This is a genomic window from Enterobacter sp. NFIX59 (assembly GCF_900113755.1).
Taxonomy (GTDB): Bacteria; Pseudomonadota; Gammaproteobacteria; order Enterobacterales; family Enterobacteriaceae; genus Enterobacter; species Enterobacter pseudoroggenkampii.
The window spans coordinates 1,354,074-1,375,455 of the sequence record NZ_FOQN01000001.1; the positions used below are offsets into that span (position 1 = coordinate 1,354,074).

General features: G+C 57.6%; 18 protein-coding genes. 10 read left to right on the plus strand and 8 right to left on the minus strand.

What is annotated here, in order from left to right:
- Positions 1-143: 143 nt before the first annotated feature.
- Complete coding sequence (locus BM007_RS06620) at positions 144-1,427, plus strand: citrate synthase (protein WP_023334930.1); 1,284 nt, start codon at positions 144-146, stop codon at positions 1,425-1,427.
- A 97-nt stretch (positions 1,428-1,524) separates the two neighbouring features.
- Here the strand turns inward: BM007_RS06620 and nei are convergent, their stop codons facing one another.
- From nei to BM007_RS06655, 7 genes are all read right to left on the minus strand, one after another.
- Positions 1,525-2,316 (minus strand): endonuclease VIII, encoded by a 792-nt coding sequence (gene nei / locus BM007_RS06625; RefSeq protein WP_090417770.1) that lies wholly within the window; start codon positions 2,314-2,316, stop codon positions 1,525-1,527.
- 18 nt (positions 2,317-2,334) lie between these two features.
- Positions 2,335-3,075: a 5-oxoprolinase subunit PxpA gene (pxpA, locus tag BM007_RS06630; RefSeq protein ID WP_048990039.1), complete on the minus strand. Its 741-nt coding sequence runs from the start codon at positions 3,073-3,075 to the stop codon at positions 2,335-2,337.
- Positions 3,062-3,994 carry a 5-oxoprolinase subunit PxpC gene (gene pxpC, locus BM007_RS06635; protein ID WP_024908804.1) on the minus strand — a complete coding sequence of 311 codons (933 nt, stop codon included), beginning with the start codon at positions 3,992-3,994 and terminating at the stop codon, positions 3,062-3,064. Before pxpC ends, pxpA begins: the two co-directional genes overlap by 14 nt.
- Positions 3,988-4,644 (minus strand): 5-oxoprolinase subunit PxpB, encoded by a 657-nt coding sequence (gene pxpB / locus BM007_RS06640; protein WP_032649521.1) that lies wholly within the window; start codon positions 4,642-4,644, stop codon positions 3,988-3,990. The genes pxpC and pxpB overlap by 7 nt, the downstream gene beginning before the upstream one ends.
- Before the next feature lie 14 nt (positions 4,645-4,658).
- On the minus strand, positions 4,659-5,402 hold the full coding sequence (locus BM007_RS06645; protein WP_024908806.1) for a type 2 GTP cyclohydrolase I: 744 nt from the start codon (positions 5,400-5,402) through the stop codon (positions 4,659-4,661).
- 10 nt (positions 5,403-5,412) lie between these two features.
- Entirely contained in the window at positions 5,413-6,825 is a 1,413-nt protein-coding gene (gene phrB, locus BM007_RS06650; RefSeq protein ID WP_090417776.1) for a deoxyribodipyrimidine photo-lyase, read from the minus strand.
- A 347-nt stretch (positions 6,826-7,172) separates the two neighbouring features.
- Positions 7,173-7,379, minus strand: coding sequence for a YbfA family protein (locus BM007_RS06655; protein ID WP_008501079.1), 207 nt, complete (start codon positions 7,377-7,379; stop codon positions 7,173-7,175).
- 309 nt (positions 7,380-7,688) lie between these two features.
- On the opposite strand from BM007_RS06655, the gene kdpF reads away from it, so the two are divergent.
- The 9 genes from kdpF to potE all read left to right on the plus strand — a co-directional run bounded on the left by kdpF (position 7,689) and on the right by potE (position 19,621).
- Positions 7,689-7,778, plus strand: a complete 90-nt coding sequence (kdpF, locus tag BM007_RS06660) for a K(+)-transporting ATPase subunit F (protein WP_014069365.1) — start codon at positions 7,689-7,691, stop codon at positions 7,776-7,778.
- The gene (kdpA, locus tag BM007_RS06665; RefSeq protein ID WP_090417779.1) at positions 7,778-9,457 is read left to right on the plus strand and encodes a potassium-transporting ATPase subunit KdpA; all 1,680 of its coding nucleotides are present in this window, start codon (positions 7,778-7,780) and stop codon (positions 9,455-9,457) included. Before kdpF ends, kdpA begins: the two co-directional genes overlap by 1 nt.
- 18 nt (positions 9,458-9,475) lie before the next feature.
- Complete coding sequence (gene kdpB, locus BM007_RS06670; RefSeq protein ID WP_024908809.1) at positions 9,476-11,524, plus strand: potassium-transporting ATPase subunit KdpB; 2,049 nt, start codon at positions 9,476-9,478, stop codon at positions 11,522-11,524.
- Positions 11,525-11,536: 12 nt separating this feature from the next.
- Positions 11,537-12,112: a potassium-transporting ATPase subunit KdpC gene (kdpC, locus tag BM007_RS06675; RefSeq protein ID WP_090417783.1), complete on the plus strand. Its 576-nt coding sequence runs from the start codon at positions 11,537-11,539 to the stop codon at positions 12,110-12,112.
- On the plus strand, positions 12,113-14,800 hold the full coding sequence (kdpD, locus tag BM007_RS06680; protein WP_090417786.1) for a two-component system sensor histidine kinase KdpD: 2,688 nt from the start codon (positions 12,113-12,115) through the stop codon (positions 14,798-14,800).
- On the plus strand, positions 14,797-15,474 hold the full coding sequence (gene kdpE, locus BM007_RS06685) for a two-component system response regulator KdpE (protein ID WP_024908812.1): 678 nt from the start codon (positions 14,797-14,799) through the stop codon (positions 15,472-15,474). Before kdpD ends, kdpE begins: the two co-directional genes overlap by 4 nt.
- Positions 15,475-15,752: 278 nt before the next feature.
- Complete coding sequence (gene speFL / locus BM007_RS06690; RefSeq protein ID WP_003858645.1) at positions 15,753-15,857, plus strand: leader peptide SpeFL; 105 nt, start codon at positions 15,753-15,755, stop codon at positions 15,855-15,857.
- Positions 15,858-16,112: 255 nt separating this feature from the next.
- Positions 16,113-18,311, plus strand: coding sequence for an ornithine decarboxylase SpeF (speF, locus tag BM007_RS06695; protein ID WP_090417790.1), 2,199 nt, complete (start codon positions 16,113-16,115; stop codon positions 18,309-18,311).
- Entirely contained in the window at positions 18,308-19,621 is a 1,314-nt protein-coding gene (gene potE, locus BM007_RS06700) for a putrescine-ornithine antiporter (protein WP_048990031.1), read from the plus strand. The genes speF and potE overlap by 4 nt, the downstream gene beginning before the upstream one ends.
- Before the next feature lie 104 nt (positions 19,622-19,725).
- Here the strand turns inward: potE and pgm are convergent, their stop codons facing one another.
- A complete protein-coding gene (pgm, locus tag BM007_RS06705; RefSeq protein ID WP_032649535.1) occupies positions 19,726-21,366 on the minus strand; it encodes a phosphoglucomutase (alpha-D-glucose-1,6-bisphosphate-dependent) in 1,641 nt (546 codons plus the stop codon).
- Between the last annotated feature and the right edge of the window lie 16 nt (positions 21,367-21,382).

Genomic DNA, 21,382 nt, shown 5'->3' on the forward strand with positions numbered 1-21,382 from the left:
TGCAAGGCGCCATAGCTCTGTACCCTGGTTTGTCCTCGTGAGCTGAGCGGTAAGCCAAATAACAATCTGGTAACGGTGATTTACAGCTGAAAGCAAATCCGGTGAAGCGCAGTCTTAAGCATAAGGCGCTAAGGAGACCGTAAATGGCTGATACAAAGGCAACGCTCACCCTAAATGGTGACACTGCTATTGAACTGGATGTGCTAAAAGGCACGCTCGGTCAGGATGTTATTGATATCCGTACGCTGGGTTCTAAAGGTGTGTTCACCTTTGACCCTGGATTTACCTCTACCGCATCTTGCGAATCCAAAATCACCTACATTGACGGTGACGAAGGTATCCTGCTCCATCGCGGCTTCCCCATCGATCAGTTAGCCACCGAATCCAACTATCTGGAAGTGTGCTACATCCTGCTGAACGGCGAAAAACCGACGCAGGCACAGTACGATGAATTCAAAACCACCGTGACCCGTCACACCATGATCCATGAGCAGATTACCCGTCTGTTCCATGCGTTCCGTCGTGACTCTCACCCTATGGCGGTGATGTGCGGGATTACCGGTGCGCTGGCGGCGTTCTACCACGACTCCCTTGACGTGAATAACCCGCGTCACCGTGATATCGCGGCGTTCCGCCTGCTGTCCAAAATGCCTACCATGGCGGCGATGTGCTACAAATACTCCATCGGCCAGCCGTTTGTGTATCCGCGCAACGACCTCTCCTACGCGGGTAACTTCCTGCGCATGATGTTCTCCACGCCGTGCGAAGAGTACGAAGTGAACCCGGTACTGGAACGTGCGATGGACCGTATTCTGATCCTGCACGCTGACCACGAACAGAACGCCTCTACCTCTACCGTCCGTACCGCGGGCTCTTCAGGCGCGAACCCATTCGCCTGTATCGCTGCGGGTATCGCCTCCCTGTGGGGACCGGCGCACGGCGGCGCGAACGAAGCGGCACTGAAGATGCTGGAAGAGATCAGCACCGTTGAGCACATTCCTGAGTTCGTGCGTCGTGCGAAAGACAAGAATGACTCCTTCCGCCTGATGGGCTTCGGTCACCGTGTTTACAAAAACTACGACCCGCGCGCCACCGTCATGCGTGAGACCTGCCACGAAGTGCTGAAAGAGCTGGGTACCAAAGATGACCTGCTGGAAGTGGCGATGGAGCTGGAACACATCGCGCTGAACGACCCGTACTTCATCGAGAAGAAACTCTACCCGAACGTCGATTTCTACTCTGGCATTATTCTGAAAGCGATGGGCATTCCGTCTTCCATGTTCACCGTCATCTTCGCCATGGCCCGTACCGTAGGCTGGATTGCGCACTGGAACGAAATGCACAGCGAAGGCATGAAAATCGCCCGTCCTCGTCAGCTGTATACCGGCTACGAGCAGCGTGATTTTAAGTCTGATATTAAGCGCTAAACGACGTTGGGTGCGGCCTGATGCCCTCACCCCGGCCCTCTCCCACAGGGAGAGGGAGAAAACATTAAAAACGGCAACTTTCGTTGCCGTTTTGCTTTTATTTCTGGCAGTGCGGGCACCAGTAAAAGGGTCTCGAAGAGAGCATAATCTTGTCGATAATCCCGCCGCATCGCTCGCACATTTTCCCCTCCCGATGAAACACCTTGAACCGGAACAGCGCCCCGTGATGCTTGTTCTCATCCACCACGCCGCGCGTGTTGTACGACAGCCGCGGAATATCCAGCAGCGCGTGGGATAACGCGTCCAGCTGTTCATCATTCAGCTGAGACGCTTTGTGCTGCGGCGCCAGCCCGACTTCCCAGAGGATCTCTACCCGCAGGTAGTTGCCCAGCCCGGCCAGAAAGGCCTGGTCGAGGAACAGGCCGGAAAACTGCCGGTTACGGAATGTGGGCGATAGCAGCCGGGCCTTCACATCGCTCGCCGTCAGGCGCTTGTCCAGCACGTCCGGCCCGACACGCTGCAGAAACGGGTGCGTCAGCAGCTGCTCCGGCGTTAACATTTCGATATCCGACGCGCTATAGAGCAGGATCGCCTTATCCGCCGTTTGCAGCCTGACGCGCAGCACGCGGGTGGTTTGCGGCTGCTCGTCCGCCTCCACCACGCGCCAGACGCCGTAAAGCTGGTTATGGCTATATAACGTCAGGTTATGGGAAAAATGCGTGAGCAACGCTTTGCCGCGCGTTTCAATATGGGTCACCGTCTGCCCCACCAGCTGTGATTCAAACGGTTTTAGCTGAGGAAAAGCAAACCAGACATGCGTCAACGGTTTGCCCTTTATCGCCGCCTCCAGGCTATCCGCCGCGCGGCGGATCTCCGGACCTTCTGGCATGTTATTGTCCTTTCATGATTATTCTGCGCTGACCAGAATGCCCTCTTCAGAGAACGCCGCCCGCAAGCGGCGCGCGAACTGGAGCGCATGCTCGCCGTCGCCGTGTAAACATACCGTATCAGCCTGAACGTTTGCCTGTGTGCCATCCACGGCGGTCACCCGCCCGGCGCGCACCATCTCCAGCGTCTGCGCCAGCGCTTTAGCTTCGTCGGTAATCAGCGCCCCGGCCTGTGTACGTGGAACCAGGCTGCCGTCCGGCAGGTATCCCCGGTCGGCAAACACTTCCTGACGGGTGGTCAGGCCCAGCCGCTGTCCGGCACGAATAAGCTCGCTACCCGCAAGGCCTACCAGAATCAGCTGCGGATTACAGTCCCGCACCGCGCGGGCAATCGCCTCCGCCAGCGCCGGATCTTTCGCCGCCTGGTTATAGAGCATGCCGTGCGGCTTCACGTGGCGCATGACACCGTTCTCAGCGCGTACCATCGCCTCCAGCGCGCCGATCTGGTAGAGCACCTGAGCGTAGACCGTATCCGGCGGCAGATCCATCGCCGTGCGGCCAAAGTTTTCCCGGTCAGGGAAGCTCGGATGAGCGCCAATCGCGACGCCGTTTTTGATGGCATTACGCACGCTCTCCAGCATGGTTTGCGCATCGCCCGCATGAAAGCCACAGGCGATGTTGACCGAGGTGACCAGCGTCATCAGCACCGCATCGGCGCTGCTGCCCTCGCCCAGATCGGCATTCAAATCAATCTTTACCATCAAGCCTCCACGCCAGCTGTTCGAGATAACGCTGCTGATCCTGCCGCGCCTTCAGCGCCTCTTCCAGTGAACACTGTACGAAGTGAATCGGCTGTCCGAGGGGAATTTGCGCCAGATGGTAGCGATCGGCTTCAATGATGCAGGCAATTCGCGGGTAACCGCCGGTCGTCTGCGCGTCGTTCATTAACACGATCGGCTGACCGTTGCCCGGCACCTGAATGACCCCCGGCAATAAACCGTGGGAGAGCAGTTCCCGGTCCGTCGTGCGGGTCAGCGGTTGCCCCTGAAGACGGTAGCCCATGCGGTTACTCTGCGGACTGAGCTTCCACGGCGAGCGCCAGAAGGACTCTTTGGAAGCCTCGTCAAACTCATGATATTCCGGCCCCGGTAAGGCGCGGATCTGGTTTCCCCAAAGCAGCTGTTTTACGCCCTGCGCGGTCGAGAAATGGCGTGCCGAGGGCTTGATTGCCAGCCGGTCGCCGTCGCGCAGCAAACGTCCTTCATGACCGCCGATCCCAGCTTTCTGATCGGTGCTGGATGAGCCCAGCACCTCAGGCACGTCGATGCCGCCCGCCACCGCGAGATAGCTACGCACACCGTGCAAAGGACGCTTTAAGGTCAGACGCTGTCCGGCTTTCGCCCGCAGCCGCCAGCCGGTCCAGACCGCTTTGCCATCCAGCGTCGCATCACACCCCGCGCCGGTTAAGGCAAACCAGGTCTCCTGACTAAACTCAATGACGCACTGGCCGAGCGTAATTTCGAGCGCGGCCGTATTGCCGGGGTTGCCCACCAGCACGTTAGCAATCTCCAGCGCAGGCCTGTCCAGCGCGCCACAATAGCTCACGCCAGACTGGCGCATACCAAAGCGGCCCGCATCCTGTACGGAGGTATAAAGCCCGGCGCGAATAAGCGTTAACATACCCCCTCCTTCTGCGGGATAAAGCGAAGGGTATCGCCGGGACGCAGGAGTATTGGCGTCTCCAGCCCCGGGTCAAATAACGGTGTGGCGGTATGCCCAATAAGCTGCCAGCCGCCGGGCGATGTCAGCGGATAAACGCCGGTCTGCTCGCCGCCGATAGCCACCGTCCCCGCCGGTACGCTCAGGCGCGGTTCGGCACGACGTGGCGTATGCAGCTGAGGGGCTAATCCCCCCAGATACGGGAATCCGGGCTGAAACCCCAGGAACCAGACCACGTAGTCAACCGAGCTGTGCAGCTCAACAACCTGCTTTGCTGTTAAACCACAGTGGTCTGCCACCACGTCGAGATCCGGTCCCCCCGTGCCGCCATACACGACCGGGATCTCGATGGCACGCGATTCCGGCTCCAGCGCCTCACTCTCTTCCCACCAGCGCTGCAAACGTTCGATGGCATCCAGCGCCAGCGTATGCGGGCTACGCAGCACCACTGTGATGTTATTCATCCCCGGAATGGCTTCAACCACTTCCGGCAGATCGACCAGACGCTGGGTTAGCCGCCAGATACGCTTTTGCGTGGCAAGGGTCACCGGCGGCTCGAGCTCCAGAACCACTGCCGTTTCTCCCAGAAGATAACAACGCGCTCGCTGCACTCAGGCACCTCTCATCAGGCCGGGTTAGGGATATCAATAAAGGTCACATCCAGATCGGTGTTTTCCGTCAGCCACTCGCTGAGGGCGCGAATGCCGCCGCGCTCGGTGGCATGATGGCCTGCCGCGTAAAAATGCAGCCCCTGCTCACGCGCCGAATGAATAGTCTGCTCGGACACCTCGCCGGTGATAAAAGCATCGACACCAAAACGCGCGGCGCTGTCGATAAAGCCCTGCCCGCCACCGGTACACCAGGCCACACGCTTCACCGTATCCGGGCCGGTATCACCGCTCCATAGCGGACGACGCCCCAGGCGCGCTTCAATCCACGAGGCCAGCTCCAGCCCCGGAACCGGCATCGCCAGTTCGCCCCACGGCACCAGCGGCTCAATCTCGCCCATAACGGTAATGCCCAGTAGCTGCGCCAGCTGGACGTTGTTGCCGAGCTCCGGGTGCGCATCCAGCGGCAGGTGGTAACCGTACAGGTTAATGTCATTTGCCAGCAGCGTTTTCAGGCGGTTGCGCTTCATGCCGCGAATAATCGGCGATTCGTTTTTCCAGAAGTAACCGTGATGGACAATCACCGCATCAGCGTTCTGACGGACCGCCTCGTCCAGCAGCGCCTGGCTTGCCGTGACGCCGGTGATAATTTTTTGCACCGTTTCACGTCCTTCGACCTGGAGCCCGTTCGGGCCGTAATCGCTGAAGGAGGCACTATTCAGTTTTTCGTTAATCAGGCGTTCCAGTTCGCTGTTTTTCATCATCACTCTCTTATGCTTTGCGGGCCGCTTCGTACGCAGCCAGCGTGGCGACACGCGCCTGTTTATGATCGACAATCGGACGGGGATAATTCAGTTTTACACGCTGTTTATCCGCCCATGCCCACGGTTCGTGGATCGCTTTAGCCGGTATCTCTTTAAGTTCAGGGACCCAGCGGCGGATAAACTCGCCGTCCTCATCAAATTTTTGTCCCTGAGTGGTTGGATTAAAAATCCGGAAATAGGGAGCCGCATCGGTGCCCGTTGAGGCTGCCCACTGCCAGCCGCCGTTATTCGCGGCAAGATCGCCATCGATCAGCTGAGAGATAAAATAGCGCTCTCCGATACGCCAGTCGATAAGCAGATCCTTCACCAGAAAGCTGGCGGTAATCATTCGCAGGCGGTTGTGCATCCACCCGGTCTCATTGAGCTGACGCATCGCGGCATCGACTATCGGATAGCCCGTCTGCCCTGTTTGCCAGGCCTGTAAAAGTGCCTCGTCGTGCTGCCATTTTACGTTGTCGGTCCAGGGAATGAACGGACGATGCTTACAGAGATCGGGATAATACGTCATCAGATGGCGGTAGAACTCACGCCAGATAAGTTCGTTAATCCAGACAGAACCGGCTCCCCCTTCCAGCGCCTGCGGCTGCTCCGCCAGCAGACGGTGTAAACACTGACGAGGAGAGATCGCGCCCAGCGCCAGACAGGCCGACAGGCGGCTGGTGCCCTCGATGGCGGGAAAATCCCGACGCGCGTCGTAGTTGGCCGCATCCTGTTTGCAGAACTGGCGCAGTTGGGCGATGGCCGCTTTCTCATCAGCGGGGAACAGCGCTTTATCAAACGGCTGCTGAGGATAATCGAACGTCATTTCAGGCAGGTCCTTTATGGCTTCGCCCCTCGCAGCAGGCGCAGCAACGCACTCCGGCAACGCCTCTTTCAGACGTTTGATAAAGGCATTTTTAAACGGTGTGAAAACTTTATACATCTCACGGTTGCCGGTCATCACGCTGCCCGGCGCCAGCATCACGCTGTCATCAAATCCTTCACAGACCACATCTTCCAGTATCTTCTCCAGCTGACGGTCGCGCTGCTGCTCGTTGAATTCGTACTGATAGTTGTAAAAAAGATGCGTGACGTTGTGCTGCTTACAGGTCTCCTGCACCGTCTGCAGCTGTGCGGCAAAATCACTTACCTCTTTATAAATCAGCGGTATGCCTTTTCCGGCAAGCGAATGCTGCAGATCGGTCAGATACGCCCGCAGCAAGGCCGCCTGGCGTGGCGCCATATCATGCTGCCGCCACTGCCCGGGCGTAGCCACAAACAGAGCCAGTACGTTAGCGTCTTTGGCGCGGCAGGCTGCCGCGAGGGCGATGTTGTCATGTACGCGCAGATCCGCGCGAAACCAAACCAGATGGGTGGGCATAAAACTCCAGGCAAATATCCATTATGTCCGTAAGGGCATGCCGTAAAAGGAAAAAGCATGCATTGAACTACTTTGCCATGAAGTGTAGACGGGATGAAATAAAAAAGGCCGCCCGAGGCGGCCTTAACGCTACTTGTCCTGCGAAATCGTGGTTAAAGCAACAAACCCGATCGGCTCATCACTTATTAGGATTTTATAAAGGCTTCGAGGGATTGCCATCTGCTTACAGGAGGGGATGATAAAAATCCCGGGTAGGGGCTGGAAGACCACCCAACGGACCGCGAATCCCGAGGGACAAAAAAACCGCCACATTACTGTTGGCGGTTTTTTTATTGCTGTGTGTAGTCTTAGTAGAAGTCGCAGGTCGCTTTCTCGGCCTGATCCATCCATACCGGCTTCTCGCTGGTTTTCGCCCAGACGCGGTGCAGATAGCTATAAAAACGTGCGCGATCTTTCCAGAACAGCATCACCGGCAGAGCCAGCACGCCAGCCACTACGGCGAAAGCGCGGCGCATGAACACGATATGAGCCGGAAACTCTTTATAAAGATCCATATTTTTCTCCCCTATAGTTGGCCGGAAACGTCATCCGGAAAATTCAAAATCTGTGACCTGGCTAAAATAATATCGCTTTGTTTGTAATTTTACTACTCATCTGACCACTTATTTTCGTCCGTTTAGCAAAAATTTACACTCACACCGTAATTAAGTTACAAAAAAGTTAACGATTTACTTATCAATAGTTAAATTGTGGGCTTTGCCATTTTTATACTTTTTTTACACCCGCCTTCTCCATTTTTGCGAAATCTTTGCGCCAGAAATCCTACCGTGAGTACAACAACGAAAGTCACCCGGAGGTGGATTGTGAGTGCAGGTCTTATTGCCGGCATCGTGCTGGTGTTCCTGTTATTGGGTTATCTGGTTTATGCCCTGATTAATGCGGAGGCATTCTGATGGCTGCTCAGGCGTTTTTGCTTATTGCCAGTTTCTTAGTGGTGTTGTTCGTCCTGGCAAGGCCGCTGGGCTCGGGGCTGGCACGGCTGATCAATAACGTTCCCCTGCCCGGCACGGGAAGCGTTGAAAAAGGGATCTGGCGCGTACTGGGAATAGACGATCGGGAGATGAACTGGCGTGACTATCTGATCGCCATTCTGCTGCTGAATATCGTTGGTCTCATTGCGCTTTTTGCCATGCTGATGTTGCAGGGCATTCTGCCGCTGAATCCGCAACAGTTACCGGGCTTGTCCTGGCATCTTGCGCTTAACACGGCGGTCAGTTTTGTCACCAACACCAACTGGCAGTCCTATTCCGGTGAAACCACGCTCAGCTACTTCAGCCAGATGGTCGGGTTAACCGTGCAGAACTTCCTCTCTGCCGCGAGCGGTATTGCGGTGATCTTCGCGCTGACGCGTGCGTTTGCGCGCCAGAAAGTGAGCACGCTGGGTAACGCGTGGGTGGATCTGACGCGCATTACGCTGTGGATCCTGCTGCCGATTGCGCTGCTGATCGCGCTGTTCTTCATTCAGCAGGGCACCCTGCAAAACCTGATGCCTTACACGCCTTATACCTCGCTGGAAGGCGCAAAACAGCTCCTGCCGATGGGGCCAGTGGCGTCGCAGGAAGCCATCAAAATGCTCGGGACGAACGGCGGGGGCTTCTTCAACGCCAACTCCTCGCATCCGTTTGAAAACCCTACCGCCCTGACCAATTTTGTGCAGATGCTGGCGATTTTTCTGATCCCCGCCGCGCTCTGCTTTGCCTTTGGCGACGTAGTCAACGATCGCCGTCAGGGGCGCACCCTGCTCTGGACCATGTCGCTTATCTTCGTGGTCTGTGTAGCGCTGGTGATGTGGGCCGAATGGCAGGGTAATCCGCACTTCCTGACACTGGGTGCCGACAGCGCAATCAACATGGAAGGTAAAGAGAGCCGCTTTGGCATTCTCGCCAGCAGCCTGTATGCGGTGGTCACCACGGCTGCCTCGTGCGGGGCCGTCAACGCCATGCACGATTCCTTTACGGCGCTGGGTGGCATGATCCCGATGTGGCTGATGCAGATTGGCGAGGTGGTGTTTGGCGGCGTAGGCTCTGGTCTTTACGGCATGCTGCTGTTCGTGCTGCTGGCGGTGTTTATTGCCGGTCTGATGATTGGCCGCACCCCGGAATATCTGGGTAAAAAAATCGACGTTCGCGAGATGAAATTAACCGCGCTGGCGATTCTGGTCACCCCGGCGCTTGTGCTGCTCGGCACCGCGCTGGCGCTGATGACCGAGGCCGGACGCAGCGGCATCTTTAACCCTGGCATTCACGGTTTCAGTGAAGTGCTGTATGCCGTCTCCTCTGCCGCCAACAACAACGGCAGCGCCTTTGCAGGCTTAAGCGCCAACTCACCGTTCTGGAACTGCCTGCTGGCGTTCTGCATGTTCGTGGGTCGCTTCGGGATCATTGTGCCGGTTATGGCGATTGCCGGATCGCTGGTGAACAAAAAAATCCAACCGACCACCACCGGGACGTTACCGACCCACGGCGCGCTGTTTATCGGCCTGCTGACGGGCACCGTGTTACTGGTCGGCGCCCTGACCTTTATCCCCGCCCTCGCGTTAGGCCCGGTCGCGGAATACCTCTCTTTACGCTGATTTTGCGGAGAAATTGTCATGAGTCGTAAACAACTGGCCCTGTTCGAACCGTCATTAGTTCGTCAGGCGCTCATGGATGCGGTGAAAAAGCTGAGCCCGCGCGTGCAGTGGCACAACCCGGTGATGTTTATTGTCTGGGCGGGAAGCGTCCTGACCACCGGCCTGGCGATTGCCATGGGAACGGGCCACATGCCGGGGAATGCGATGTTTACCGGCGCCATCAGCCTGTGGCTGTGGTTTACCGTGCTGTTCGCCAATTTTGCGGAAGCGCTGGCGGAAGGCCGGAGTAAAGCCCAGGCCAACAGCCTGAAAGGGGTGAAAAAAACCGCCTTCGCGCGCAAGCTACGTGAACCGAAATACGGCGCGCAGATGGACCACGTTCCGGCGGATGAACTGCGTAAAGGCGATGTGGTGCTGGTGGAAGCCGGTGACATCATCCCTTGCGACGGCGAAGTCATTGAAGGGGGAGCATCGGTGGATGAAAGCGCCATCACCGGCGAATCCGCGCCGGTGATCCGTGAGTCCGGCGGCGATTTCGCCTCCGTGACGGGCGGGACGCGCATTCTTTCCGACTGGCTGGTGATACAGTGCAGCGTTAACCCGGGTGAAACCTTCCTCGACCGGATGATCGCCATGGTGGAAGGCGCCCAGCGCCGTAAAACGCCAAACGAAATTGCCCTGACCATCCTGCTGGTGGCCCTGACCATTGTCTTCCTGCTGGCAACCGCGACGCTGTGGCCATTCTCTGCCTATGGCGGTACCGCGGTCACCGTCACGGTACTGGTGGCGCTGCTGGTTTGTCTGATCCCAACCACCATTGGCGGCCTGCTGTCGGCCATCGGCGTGGCCGGCATGAGCCGTATGCTCGGTGCCAACGTTATCGCCACCAGCGGGCGTGCGGTGGAAGCCGCCGGTGACGTGGACGTCTTGCTGCTGGATAAAACCGGGACCATCACCCTCGGTAACCGTCAGGCGTCAGATTTCTTACCCGCCCCGGGCGTGGATGAAAAAACGCTGGCAGATGCCGCACAGCTCTCTTCGCTTGCCGATGAAACCCCGGAAGGCCGCAGTATCGTGATCCTCGCCAAGCAACGCTTTAACCTGCGCCAGCGCGACGTTCAGAGCCTGCACGCCACGTTCGTGCCCTTCACGGCACAAACCCGCATGAGCGGCATTAACATTCAGGATCGCATGATCCGTAAAGGCTCGGTTGACGCCATCCGCCGCCACATCGAGGCTAACAACGGTCACTTCCCGCCGGAAGTGGACAGCCTGGTCGAAAGCGTGGCCCGTCAGGGGGCGACGCCGCTGGTGGTGGCCGAAGGGGCCCATGTGCTGGGGGTAATTGCGCTGAAGGATATCGTCAAAGGCGGCATCAAGGAGCGCTTTGCCCAGCTGCGTAAGATGGGGATCAAAACGGTAATGATCACCGGGGATAACCGTCTTACCGCCGCGGCGATTGCCGCCGAAGCGGGCGTGGATGATTTCCTTTCCGAAGCCACACCGGAAGCCAAGCTGGCACTGATTCGTCAGTATCAGGCGGAAGGCCGTCTGGTGGCGATGACGGGTGACGGTACCAACGATGCCCCTGCCCTGGCGCAGGCCGACGTGGCGGTGGCAATGAACTCCGGTACCCAGGCGGCAAAAGAGGCGGGCAATATGGTCGACCTCGACTCTAACCCGACCAAGCTGATCGAAGTGGTACACATCGGCAAGCAGATGCTGATGACGCGCGGGTCGCTGACCACGTTCAGCATCGCCAACGACGTGGCGAAGTATTTCGCCATCATTCCGGCCGCGTTTGCCGCGACCTATCCGCAGTTAAACGCCCTGAACGTGATGCACCTGCACTCTCCGGCCTCGGCCATTCTGAGCGCAGTCATCTTTAACGCCCTGATTATTGTCTTCCTGATCCCGCTGGCGCTGAAGGGCGTGAGCTACAAGCCGCTCACGGCGGCCGCCATGCTGCGCCGTAACCTGTGGATTTACGGCCTGGGCGGGCTGGTGGTGCCCTTCGTCGGTATCAAGGTTATCGACCTGCTGTTGACGCTGTTCGGCCTGGTTTAAAAGGTGAATCAAATGACCATGTTACGCCCCGCTATACTTCTGTTTATTCTGCTGTCTCTCATTACCGGCGGGCTGTACCCGCTGGTGACCACCGCGCTGGGCCAGTGGTGGTTTAAGGATCAGGCTAACGGCTCGCTGATACTGCAAAACGGTGAAAACCGCGGTTCTCGCCTGATTGGTCAGAACTTTACGGATGCCCGCTACTTCCAGGGACGCCCTTCCGCCACTGCCGAAAGCCCGTATAATCCGATGGCATCCGGCGGCAGCAACCTGGCGGGCAGCAACCCGGAGCTGGACAAAGCCGTCGCTGAGCGCGTGGCAACCCTTCGCGCCGCGAATCCACAGGCCAGCCGGGAAGTACCCGTGGAGCTGGTGACCGCCTCGGCCAGCGGGCTGGACTACAGCCTGACGCCGGCAGCCGTGGCATGGCAGATCCCGCGCGTCGTCGCCGCCCGCCAGCTAACCGTCGAACAGGTGAGCCAGCTGGTTGCAGAGCACACGCAAAAGCCGCTGGTCAGCTTCATCGGCATGCCCGTGGTAAATATTGTTGAGCTGAATCTGGCGCTGGACGCGCTAAGGAAAAACTAAATGACCGACGAGCCCATGCGCCCGGATCCGGACAGGCTGCTTGAACAGACGGCTGAAGCCCATCGTGGCAAACTGAAAATTTTCTTCGGCGCCTGCGCGGGCGTCGGGAAAACCTTCGCCATGCTGACGGAAGCCCAGCGGCTTCGGGCGCAGGGGCTCGATATTTTGATCGGCGTGGTTGAAACCCACGGACGTAAAGAGACGGCATCGCTGCTGAAGGGGCTGGCTACCCAGCCGCCCCGCCGCATCAGCCATCGCGGTCGGTTAGTCACCGAATTCGATCTCGATGCCGCCCTCGCCCGCCGTCCCGCCCTTATCCTGATGGACGAACTGGCGCACAGCAATGCGCCAGGCTCACGCCACCCAAAACGCTGGCAGGATGTTGAAGAGCTACTTGAAGCCGGTATCGATGTGTTCACCACGGTTAACGTTCAGCATCTTGAAAGCCTGAACGACGTGGTCAGCGGCGTGACCGGCATTCAGGTGCGCGAGACGGTGCCCGACCCCTTCTTTGATTCCGCGGACGAGGTGGTGCTGGTCGACCTGCCCCCCGATGATTTGCGCCAGCGCCTGCACGAAGGCAAAGTGTATATCGCCGGCCAGGCCGAGCGCGCCATCGAACATTTCTTCCGTAAAGGCAACCTGATAGCCCTGCGCGAGCTGGCCCTGCGCCGAACCGCCGACCGGGTGGACGATCAGATGCGCGCCTGGCGCGACCTGCAGGGCCAGGAACGCGTCTGGCACACGCGGGATGCCATCCTGCTGTGCGTCGGCCACGGCAGCGGTAATGAAAAGCTTGTCCGCACCGCCGCGCGCCTCGCTGCCAAATTTGGCAGCGTCTGGCATGCGGTATATGTCGAAACGCCGCAGCTCCACGCGCTGCCCGAAAACCAGCGTCGCGCGATCCTGAGTTCGCTGCGCCTGGCGCAGGAGCTGGGTGCCGAAACCGCGACGCTTTCCGATCCGCAGGAAGATAAAGCCATTCTGCGCTACGCGCGCGAGCACAACCTGGGGAAAATCGTCATTGGCCGTCGCCAGCATCGCCGCTGGTTTAGCCGCGAATCCTTTGCCGACAAGCTGGCTCGTCGTGCGCCGGATCTGGATCTGGTGATTGTGGCGCTGGATGACAAACCTACCCCCTTACCGAATCGCGCGCCGGACATCCGCACCTTCAGCGATAAATGGCGCATTCAGCTTCGCGGCTGTCTTGTCGCCGTCGTGCTCTGCGCCCTGATTACCGTCATTGCCAGCCAGTGGCTGATTGCGTTTGATGCCGCCAACCTGGTGATGATCTACCTTCTTGGCGTGGTGGTGGTGGCGCTCTTTTACGGGCGCTGGCCGTCGGTACTGGCGACGGTTGTCAACGTCATCAGCTTCGATCTGTTCTTTATTGCTCCCCGCGGGACGCTCGCCGTCTCGGACGTGCAGTACATCCTTACCTTTGCGGTGATGCTCACCGTCGGGCTGGTGATCGGGAATCTGACGGCGGGCGTACGCTACCAGGCACGCATCGCCCGCTACCGCGAACAGCGTACGCGCCATCTCTATGAGATGTCGAAATCGCTGGCGGTGGGCCGTACGCCGCTGGATATCGTGCAGACCAGCGAGCAGTTTATTCGCTCGACGTTTCATGCCAGCAACCTGATTTTACTCCCGGACGAACACGGTAAGCTGCGCCCGCTGACCTCGGCCACCGGCATGACGCCCTGGGACGAAGCCATTGCGCGCTGGAGCTTTGACAAAGGCTTACCGGCAGGCGCAGGGACCGACACCCTCCCCGGCGTGCCCTATCAAATTCTGCCGCTGCGCAGTGCCGATAAAAATCAGGGGCTGGTCATCGTAGAGCCTTCCAACCTGCGCCAACTGATGATCCCCGAACAGCAGCGTTTACTGGAGACGTTTACGCTGCTGGTTGCCAGCGCGCTGGAGCGGCTGGCTCTCACCGCCAGCGAGGAACAGGCCCGTCTGGCGAGCGAGCGTGAAAGCATTCGTAACTCGCTGCTGGCGGCGCTCTCGCACGATCTGCGTACCCCGCTCACCGTCCTGTTTGGTCAGTCAGAAATCCTGACGCTGGACCTGGCGGCGGAAGGCTCTAAACACGCCCTTCAGGCCAGCGAGATCCGCCAGCATGTGCTGAATACCACGCGCCTGGTGAATAACCTGCTCGATATGGCGCGTATCCAGTCAGGCGGTTTTAACCTCAAAAAAGAGTGGCTCACGCTGGAAGAGGTGGTGGGCAGCGCCCTGAAAATGCTCGAACCCGGCCTGGGTGGGAGACATATCGCGCTGAACATGCCCGAGCCTCTGACGTTAATTCACGTCGACGGTCCGCTGTTTGAGCGGGTGCTGATCAACCTGCTGGAGAACGCCGGCAAATATGCGGGCTCCAGCGCCCGGATTGGGGTGGATGCGACGGTGGACGATGGTACGCTTCGTCTTGACGTCTGGGATACCGGCCCCGGCATCCCTGCCGGGCAGGAGCTGGCTATTTTCGAAAAATTCGCACGCGGCAATAAGGAGTCGGCCATTCCAGGCGTCGGGCTGGGGCTGGCGATTTGCCAGGCGATCATTGACGTCCATGGCGGGACCATTTCCGCAGAGAATCGTCCGGAAGGCGGCGCGCGGTTTTGTGTTACACTTCCTCTGGAAACCCCGCCAGAACTTAATGAATTACCAGAGGATTTGTGATCAACGTTCTGATTGTTGAAGATGAGATCGCCATTAGCCGTTTTCTGCGCGCTGCGCTGGAAGGAGACGGTCTGCGCGTTCATGATGCGGGTACGCTTCAGCGGGGTTTAATTGAAGCCGCTACCCGCAAGCCGGACCTGGTGATCCTCGATCTTGGCCTACCGGACGGTGACGGCATCGATTTTATCCGGGAAGTCCGTCAGTGGAGCCAGATGCCGATCCTCGTGCTCTCCGCCCGTACTGAAGAGACGGATAAAATCGCGGCGCTGGATGCCGGGGCGGATGACTATCTGATTAAACCTTTTGGGATCGGCGAACTACAGGCCCGCCTTCGCGTGGCGCTGCGTCGCCACAGCGCAACCACGCCTGCTGACCCAACCTACACGTTTGGGGATATCCGGGTTGACCTGGCCGCGCGGCGCATTGTGCGCGGCGATGAGGAGATTCACCTCACGCCGATAGAATTTCGCCTGCTCGCCGTACTGCTCAACAACCACGGTAAGGTTCTCACCCAACGCCAGCTGTTAAGTCAGGTGTGGGGACCCAACGCTGTGGAACATAGTCATTATTTACGCATATATATGGGACATCTTCGTCAGAAACTCGAAGTCGACCCCGCTCGCCCTCGCCATCTATTAACTGAAACCGGTATCGGTTATCGGTTTATGCTTTGAATAACTATTCATTTTATTTCTAAATAAAACTCAATCCCTCAGAAAATATTTCACAAATAACCCATACGTTATTTTTACGGGTTATTTTTGCTCATTTAAAACATTGATAACACAACCCATTAACGCACCATCAACAAATCAGAATTTTGATCTGCGATATTCATCTAAAACGAATATTTATTTCTGATTTGATCGATTATCGGTGATCTACCTCACGGTTAATCGCCTTTTCCTGGATAAAATGACCATGCTTTCAATTACTGAAAGGAAAATGAATCATGGAAAACAACAATCGCTTAATGCCCCATATAAGGCGGACAACACATATCATGATGTTTGCCCACCGAAACTGCTTTGACTTTCATCTCTTTAATGCCCGGTAGTCCTTCGACTTCTGGCGCACTCGCTTACAGGCCATCCTGAAACATCTTATTTTACAGGCTTTTGCCTGTGAACCCGTGCGCTCATTCATCTTGATTCAGACTCATCCGCACCGGGCGGACTGAATTTCAATCATCAAAAAAGCAATTCACTGATTTAAATCAGCGGCCACCCTTTGCTTTTTTTTCCGGAAAATTATCGATTTCTTTCTTGCAAGAAATCGAGGGACGTTTATTACCTAAAATAAAGAGAGAAAGATGAAAAGTTTAAAAATCGCAGCCAGCCGTGCCTGTCCGGATTGCTTTACCACCCAGCGTGAACTGGTGGATGTCCGCGCTTCTGATTATATTGATGTTGCCGCCATTGTTCTGGCGGTAACGGATATTGCCAGCGGTATCCTGGACGAAATAGAAGCCACCGGTTTTGGCATTCCTGTTTTTGTCGCGACGCATAAAGAAGAGATCATTCCGGCAGACTATTTATCGCGCATTCATGGCGTATTTGAGTATTCAGACACCAGCAACGACTTTTATGGACGCCAGCTGGAAGCAGCGGCCCTGAAGTACGAAACCCAACTGCGCCCGCCGTTTTTCCGCGCACTGGTCGACTACGTGAAGCAGGGCAACAGCGCGTTTGACTGTCCTGGGCATCAGGGTGGTCAGTTCTTCCGCCGTCATCCTGCCGGTAATCAGTTTGTCGATTTCTTTGGCGAGACGCTTTTCCGCTCCGATCTGTGCAACGCCGACGTGGCAATGGGCGATCTGCTGATCCACGAAGGCGCACCGTGCATTGCCCAGCAGCATGCAGCAAAAGTCTTTAATGCCGATAAGACCTACTTCGTGCTGAACGGCACCTCGTCATCCAACAAAGTGGTACTTAACGCCCTGCTCACCCCGGGCGACCTGGTGCTGTTCGACCGTAACAACCACAAATCTAACCATCACGGTGCCCTCCTCCAGGCTGGCGCAACGCCGGTCTATCTCGAAACCGCGCGTAACCCGTACGGCTTCATTGGTGGCATTGACGCCCACTGCTTTGAAGAAAGCTATCTGCGCGAGCTGGTAGCAGAGGTGGCGCCGGGCCGTGCACGCGATGCGCGTCCGTTCCGTCTGGCGGTGATCCAGCTGGGTACCTACGATGGCACCATCTATAACGCCCGTCAGGTGGTGGATAAGATTGGGCACCTGTGTGATTACATCCTGTTTGACTCGGCCTGGGTGGGTTATGAGCAGTTTATTCCGATGATGGCCGACTGCTCGCCGCTGCTGCTGGAGCTGAACGAAAACGATCCAGGGATCCTGGTCACCCAGTCCGTGCATAAACAGCAGGCAGGCTTCTCCCAGACCTCGCAAATTCACAAGAAAGACAGCCATATCAAAGGGCAACAGCGCTATGTCCCGCATAAGCGGCTGAATAATGCCTTTATGATGCATGCCTCCACCAGCCCGTTTTATCCGCTGTTCGCTGCGCTGGACATTAACGCCCGTATGCATGAAGGCCAGAGCGGCCGCAACATGTGGATGGACTGCGTGGTGAACGGTATCGAAGCGCGCAAGCTGATCCTGGAGAACTGCCAGTATCTGCGTCCCTTCGTGCCGGAGACGGTGGATGGCCGTCCGTGGGAAAGCTGGGACACGGCGGAGATTGCAACCGATCTGCGCTTCTTCCACTTCGTGCCGGGTGAAAACTGGCACGCTTTTGAAGGCTACGCAGAGCATCAGTATTTTATCGACCCATGCAAGCTCCTGCTGACCACGCCTGGCATTAACGCCCGCACCGGGGAGTATGACGACTTCGGCGTGCCCGCCACTATCCTTGCCAACTTCCTGCGTGAAAACGGCATCGTGCCGGAAAAATGCGATCTCAACTCGATCCTGTTCCTGCTCACGCCTGCGGAAGATATGGGCAAACTGCAGCAGCTGGTGGCGCAGCTGGTGCGCTTCGAAAAACTGCTCGAGAGCGATGTTCCGCTGAAAGAGGTCCTGCCTTCTCTCTACAAACAGCATCCGGAACGTTACGCGGATTACACCCTGCGCCAGATCTGCCAGGAGATGCATGACCTGTACGCCCGCCACAACGTGAAACAGCTGCAGAAAGAGATGTTCCGCAAGTCTCACTTCCCACGCGTGATGATGAACCCGCAGGACGCGAACTACGCCTATCTGCGCGGTGAAGTTGAGCTGGTCTCCCTGCGCGACGCGGAAGGCCGCATCGCCGCCGAAGGCGCACTTCCTTATCCGCCGGGGGTACTGTGTGTTGTCCCAGGGGAAGTCTGGGGCGGTTCCGTGCTGCGCTACTTTGCCGCCCTGGAAGAAGGCATCAACCTTCTGCCAGGCTTCGCGCCGGAGCTGCAGGGTGTTTACGTCGAGGAGTGTGAGGGCCGCAAACAGGTTCGCTGCAATGTCATCAAACAACCCGTCGCTCAGCCCGCGCTGCTGAAAGGAGAGAAATTATGAGTAAGTCCAATAAGATGGGCGTGGTGCAGCTGACCATCCTCACCATGGTGAACATGATGGGCTCCGGGATTATCATGCTGCCCACCAAGCTTGCAGAGGTGGGTACCATCTCTATCATCTCCTGGCTGGTGACGGCAGTCGGTTCAATGGCGCTGGCGTGGGCGTTCGCCAAGTGCGGGATGTTCAGTCGTAAGTCAGGCGGGATGGGGGGCTATGCCGAATACGCCTTTGGCAAGTCGGGCAACTTTATGGCCAACTACACCTACGGCGTGTCGCTGCTGATCGCCAACGTGGCGATTGCCATCTCCGCCGTAGGCTACGGTACGGAGCTGTTTGGCGCGACGCTCAGCCCGGTACAAATTGGGCTGGCGACCATCGGGGTTCTGTGGATCTGCACCGTGGCTAACTTTGGCGGTGCGCGTATCACCGGACAGCTCTCCAGCGTCACCGTCTGGGGCGTGATTATCCCGGTTGTCGGCCTGTGCATCATCGGCTGGTTCTGGTTCAGCCCGACGCTGTACGCCAACTCCTGGAACCCGCACCATGTGCCGTTCTTTACCGCTGTGGGCTCTTCTATCGCTATGACGCTCTGGGCTTTCCTGGGGCTGGAATCCGCCTGCGCGAACGCGGAAGTGGTGGAGAATCCTGAAAAGAATGTGCCGATTGCGGTCCTTGGCGGAACGCTGGGCGCGGCGGTGATCTATATCGTCTCGACTAACGTGATTGCGGGTATCGTACCGAATATGGATCTGGCTAACTCCACGGCGCCGTTCGGGCTGGCCTTCGCGCAGATGTTCACGCCGGAAGTCGGGAAAGTGATCATGGGTCTGATGGTGATGTCCTGCTGCGGTTCACTCCTTGGGTGGCAGTTCACCATCGCACAGGTGTTTAAATCCTCCGCTGATGAAGGTTACTTCCCAAAAATCTTCTCCCGCGTGACCAAAGCGGATGCACCGGTGCAGGGCATGCTGGCGATTGTTATCTTCCAGAGCGGATTGTCGCTGATGACCATTAGCCCGTCGCTGAACAGCCAGTTCAACGTGCTGGTCAACCTGGCGGTCGTGACAAATATCATTCCGTATATTCTGTCGATGGCGGCGCTGGTGATTATTCAGAAAGTCGCGAAGGTGGATCCACGCAAGGCGCGTGCGGCGAATATCGTGGCGCTGATTGGCGCGATTTACAGCTTCTACGCGCTCTACTCATCCGGTGAGGAAGCGATGCTGTATGGCGCGATGGTGACCTTTATGGGCTGGACGCTGTACGGTCTGGTGTCACCTCGGTTTGAATTGAAGAACAAGCACAGTTAGGTAAAAGCAAAACGGCAACCCAAGGGTTGCCGTTTTTATTGTTTTCTCCCTCTCCCTGTGGGAGAGGGCCGGGGTGAGGGCATCAGCCCGCACCCAAACCGCACTTACGCGTTTTTCAGCACTTCGCTGACAATCTCTACCGCTTCTTTCTCAATCTGCTGACGGTGCTCAGCGCCGAGGAAGCTTTCGCAATAGATTTTATACGCATCTTCCGTACCGGATGGACGCGCGGCAAACCAGCCGTTTTCGGTCATCACTTTCAGCCCACCAATGGAGGCGCCGTTGCCCGGTGCCGCCGTCAGACGTGCGGTGATCGGATCGCCCGCCAGGGTGCTTGCGCTGACCATCTCCGGAGAGAGTTTGGACAGGGCCGCTTTCTGAGCTGACGTCGCGCTGGCCTGAATACGGTTATAGCTTGGTGCACCAAAGCGTGCCGCCAGATCATTGTAATGTTCCTGCGGGTTTTTACCGGTGACCGCGGTGATTTCCGCCGCCAGCAGGCACATGATGATGCCGTCTTTATCGGTTGACCATGGCGTGCCGTCGAAACGCAGGAAAGAGGCCCCCGCGCTCTCTTCACCACCGAAACCAAAGCTGCCGTCGTGCAGACCGTCAACGAACCATTTGAAGCCCACCGGCACTTCCACCAGCTTGCGGCCCAGCGCCTCGACCACGCGGTCGATCATCGCCGAGGAAACCAGCGTTTTACCGACGGCCACCTCTTTGCCCCACTGCGGACGGTGCTGGAACAGGTAGTTAATCGCAACCGCCAGATAGTGGTTCGGGTTCATCAGCCCGGCAGGGGTGACGATACCGTGGCGGTCGTAATCCGGGTCGTTAGCAAACGCCAGATCGAATTTATCACGCAGCGCCAGCAGGCCCGCCATTGCGCACTCGGAGGAGCAGTCCATGCGGATCGCGCCGTCTTTGTCCAGGTGCATAAAACGGAAGGTCTGATCGACGTGATCGTTCACGATGGTCAGATCCAGCTTGTAGTGCTCGGCAATACGTTTCCAGTATTCAATACCGGAGCCGCCCAGCGGATCCACGCCCAGCTTCAGGCCAGCTTTCTGAATGGCCGCCATATCGACGATATCCGCCAGCCCTTCCACGAACGGCTGAACCAGATCCTGCTCTTTCACGTGGCCGGACGCCATGGCCGCATCCAGAGAGATGCGCTTCACGCCTTTGAGACCATCGGCCAGCAAGGCGTTCGCACGATCTTCAACCACTTTGGTGACGTTGGTGTCTGCCGGGCCACCGTTAGGCGGGTTGTATTTGATGCCACCGTCTTCCGGCGGGTTGTGGGATGGCGTGATAACGATACCGTCAGCCAGCGCGCCACCTTTTTTGTTGTGTACCAGAATGGCGTTAGAGACCGCAGGCGTTGGAGTGAAGCCATTGTTCTCCTGAACAATGACATCGACGCCGTTTGCAGCCAGCACTTCCACAACAGAGATGAACGCCGGTTCAGACAGGGCATGGGTATCTTTCCCCACGTAGCACGGACCGGTAACGCCGTTTTTAGCGCGCTCTTCCGCAATGGCCTGAGCAATGGCCAGAATGTGCGGTTCGTTAAAGCTGTGGCGCGCCGCGCTGCCGCGGTGACCAGATGTACCAAACTTCACTGCGTGTTCTGCGTTGCCCACGACCGGCTTCAGCACGTAATACTGCGCGGTCAGCTGAGCGACGTTAATCAAATCGCTTTGTTGTGCAGGTTGGCCTGCACGGCTGTGATTTGCCATTACCGGGTCCTTCTGA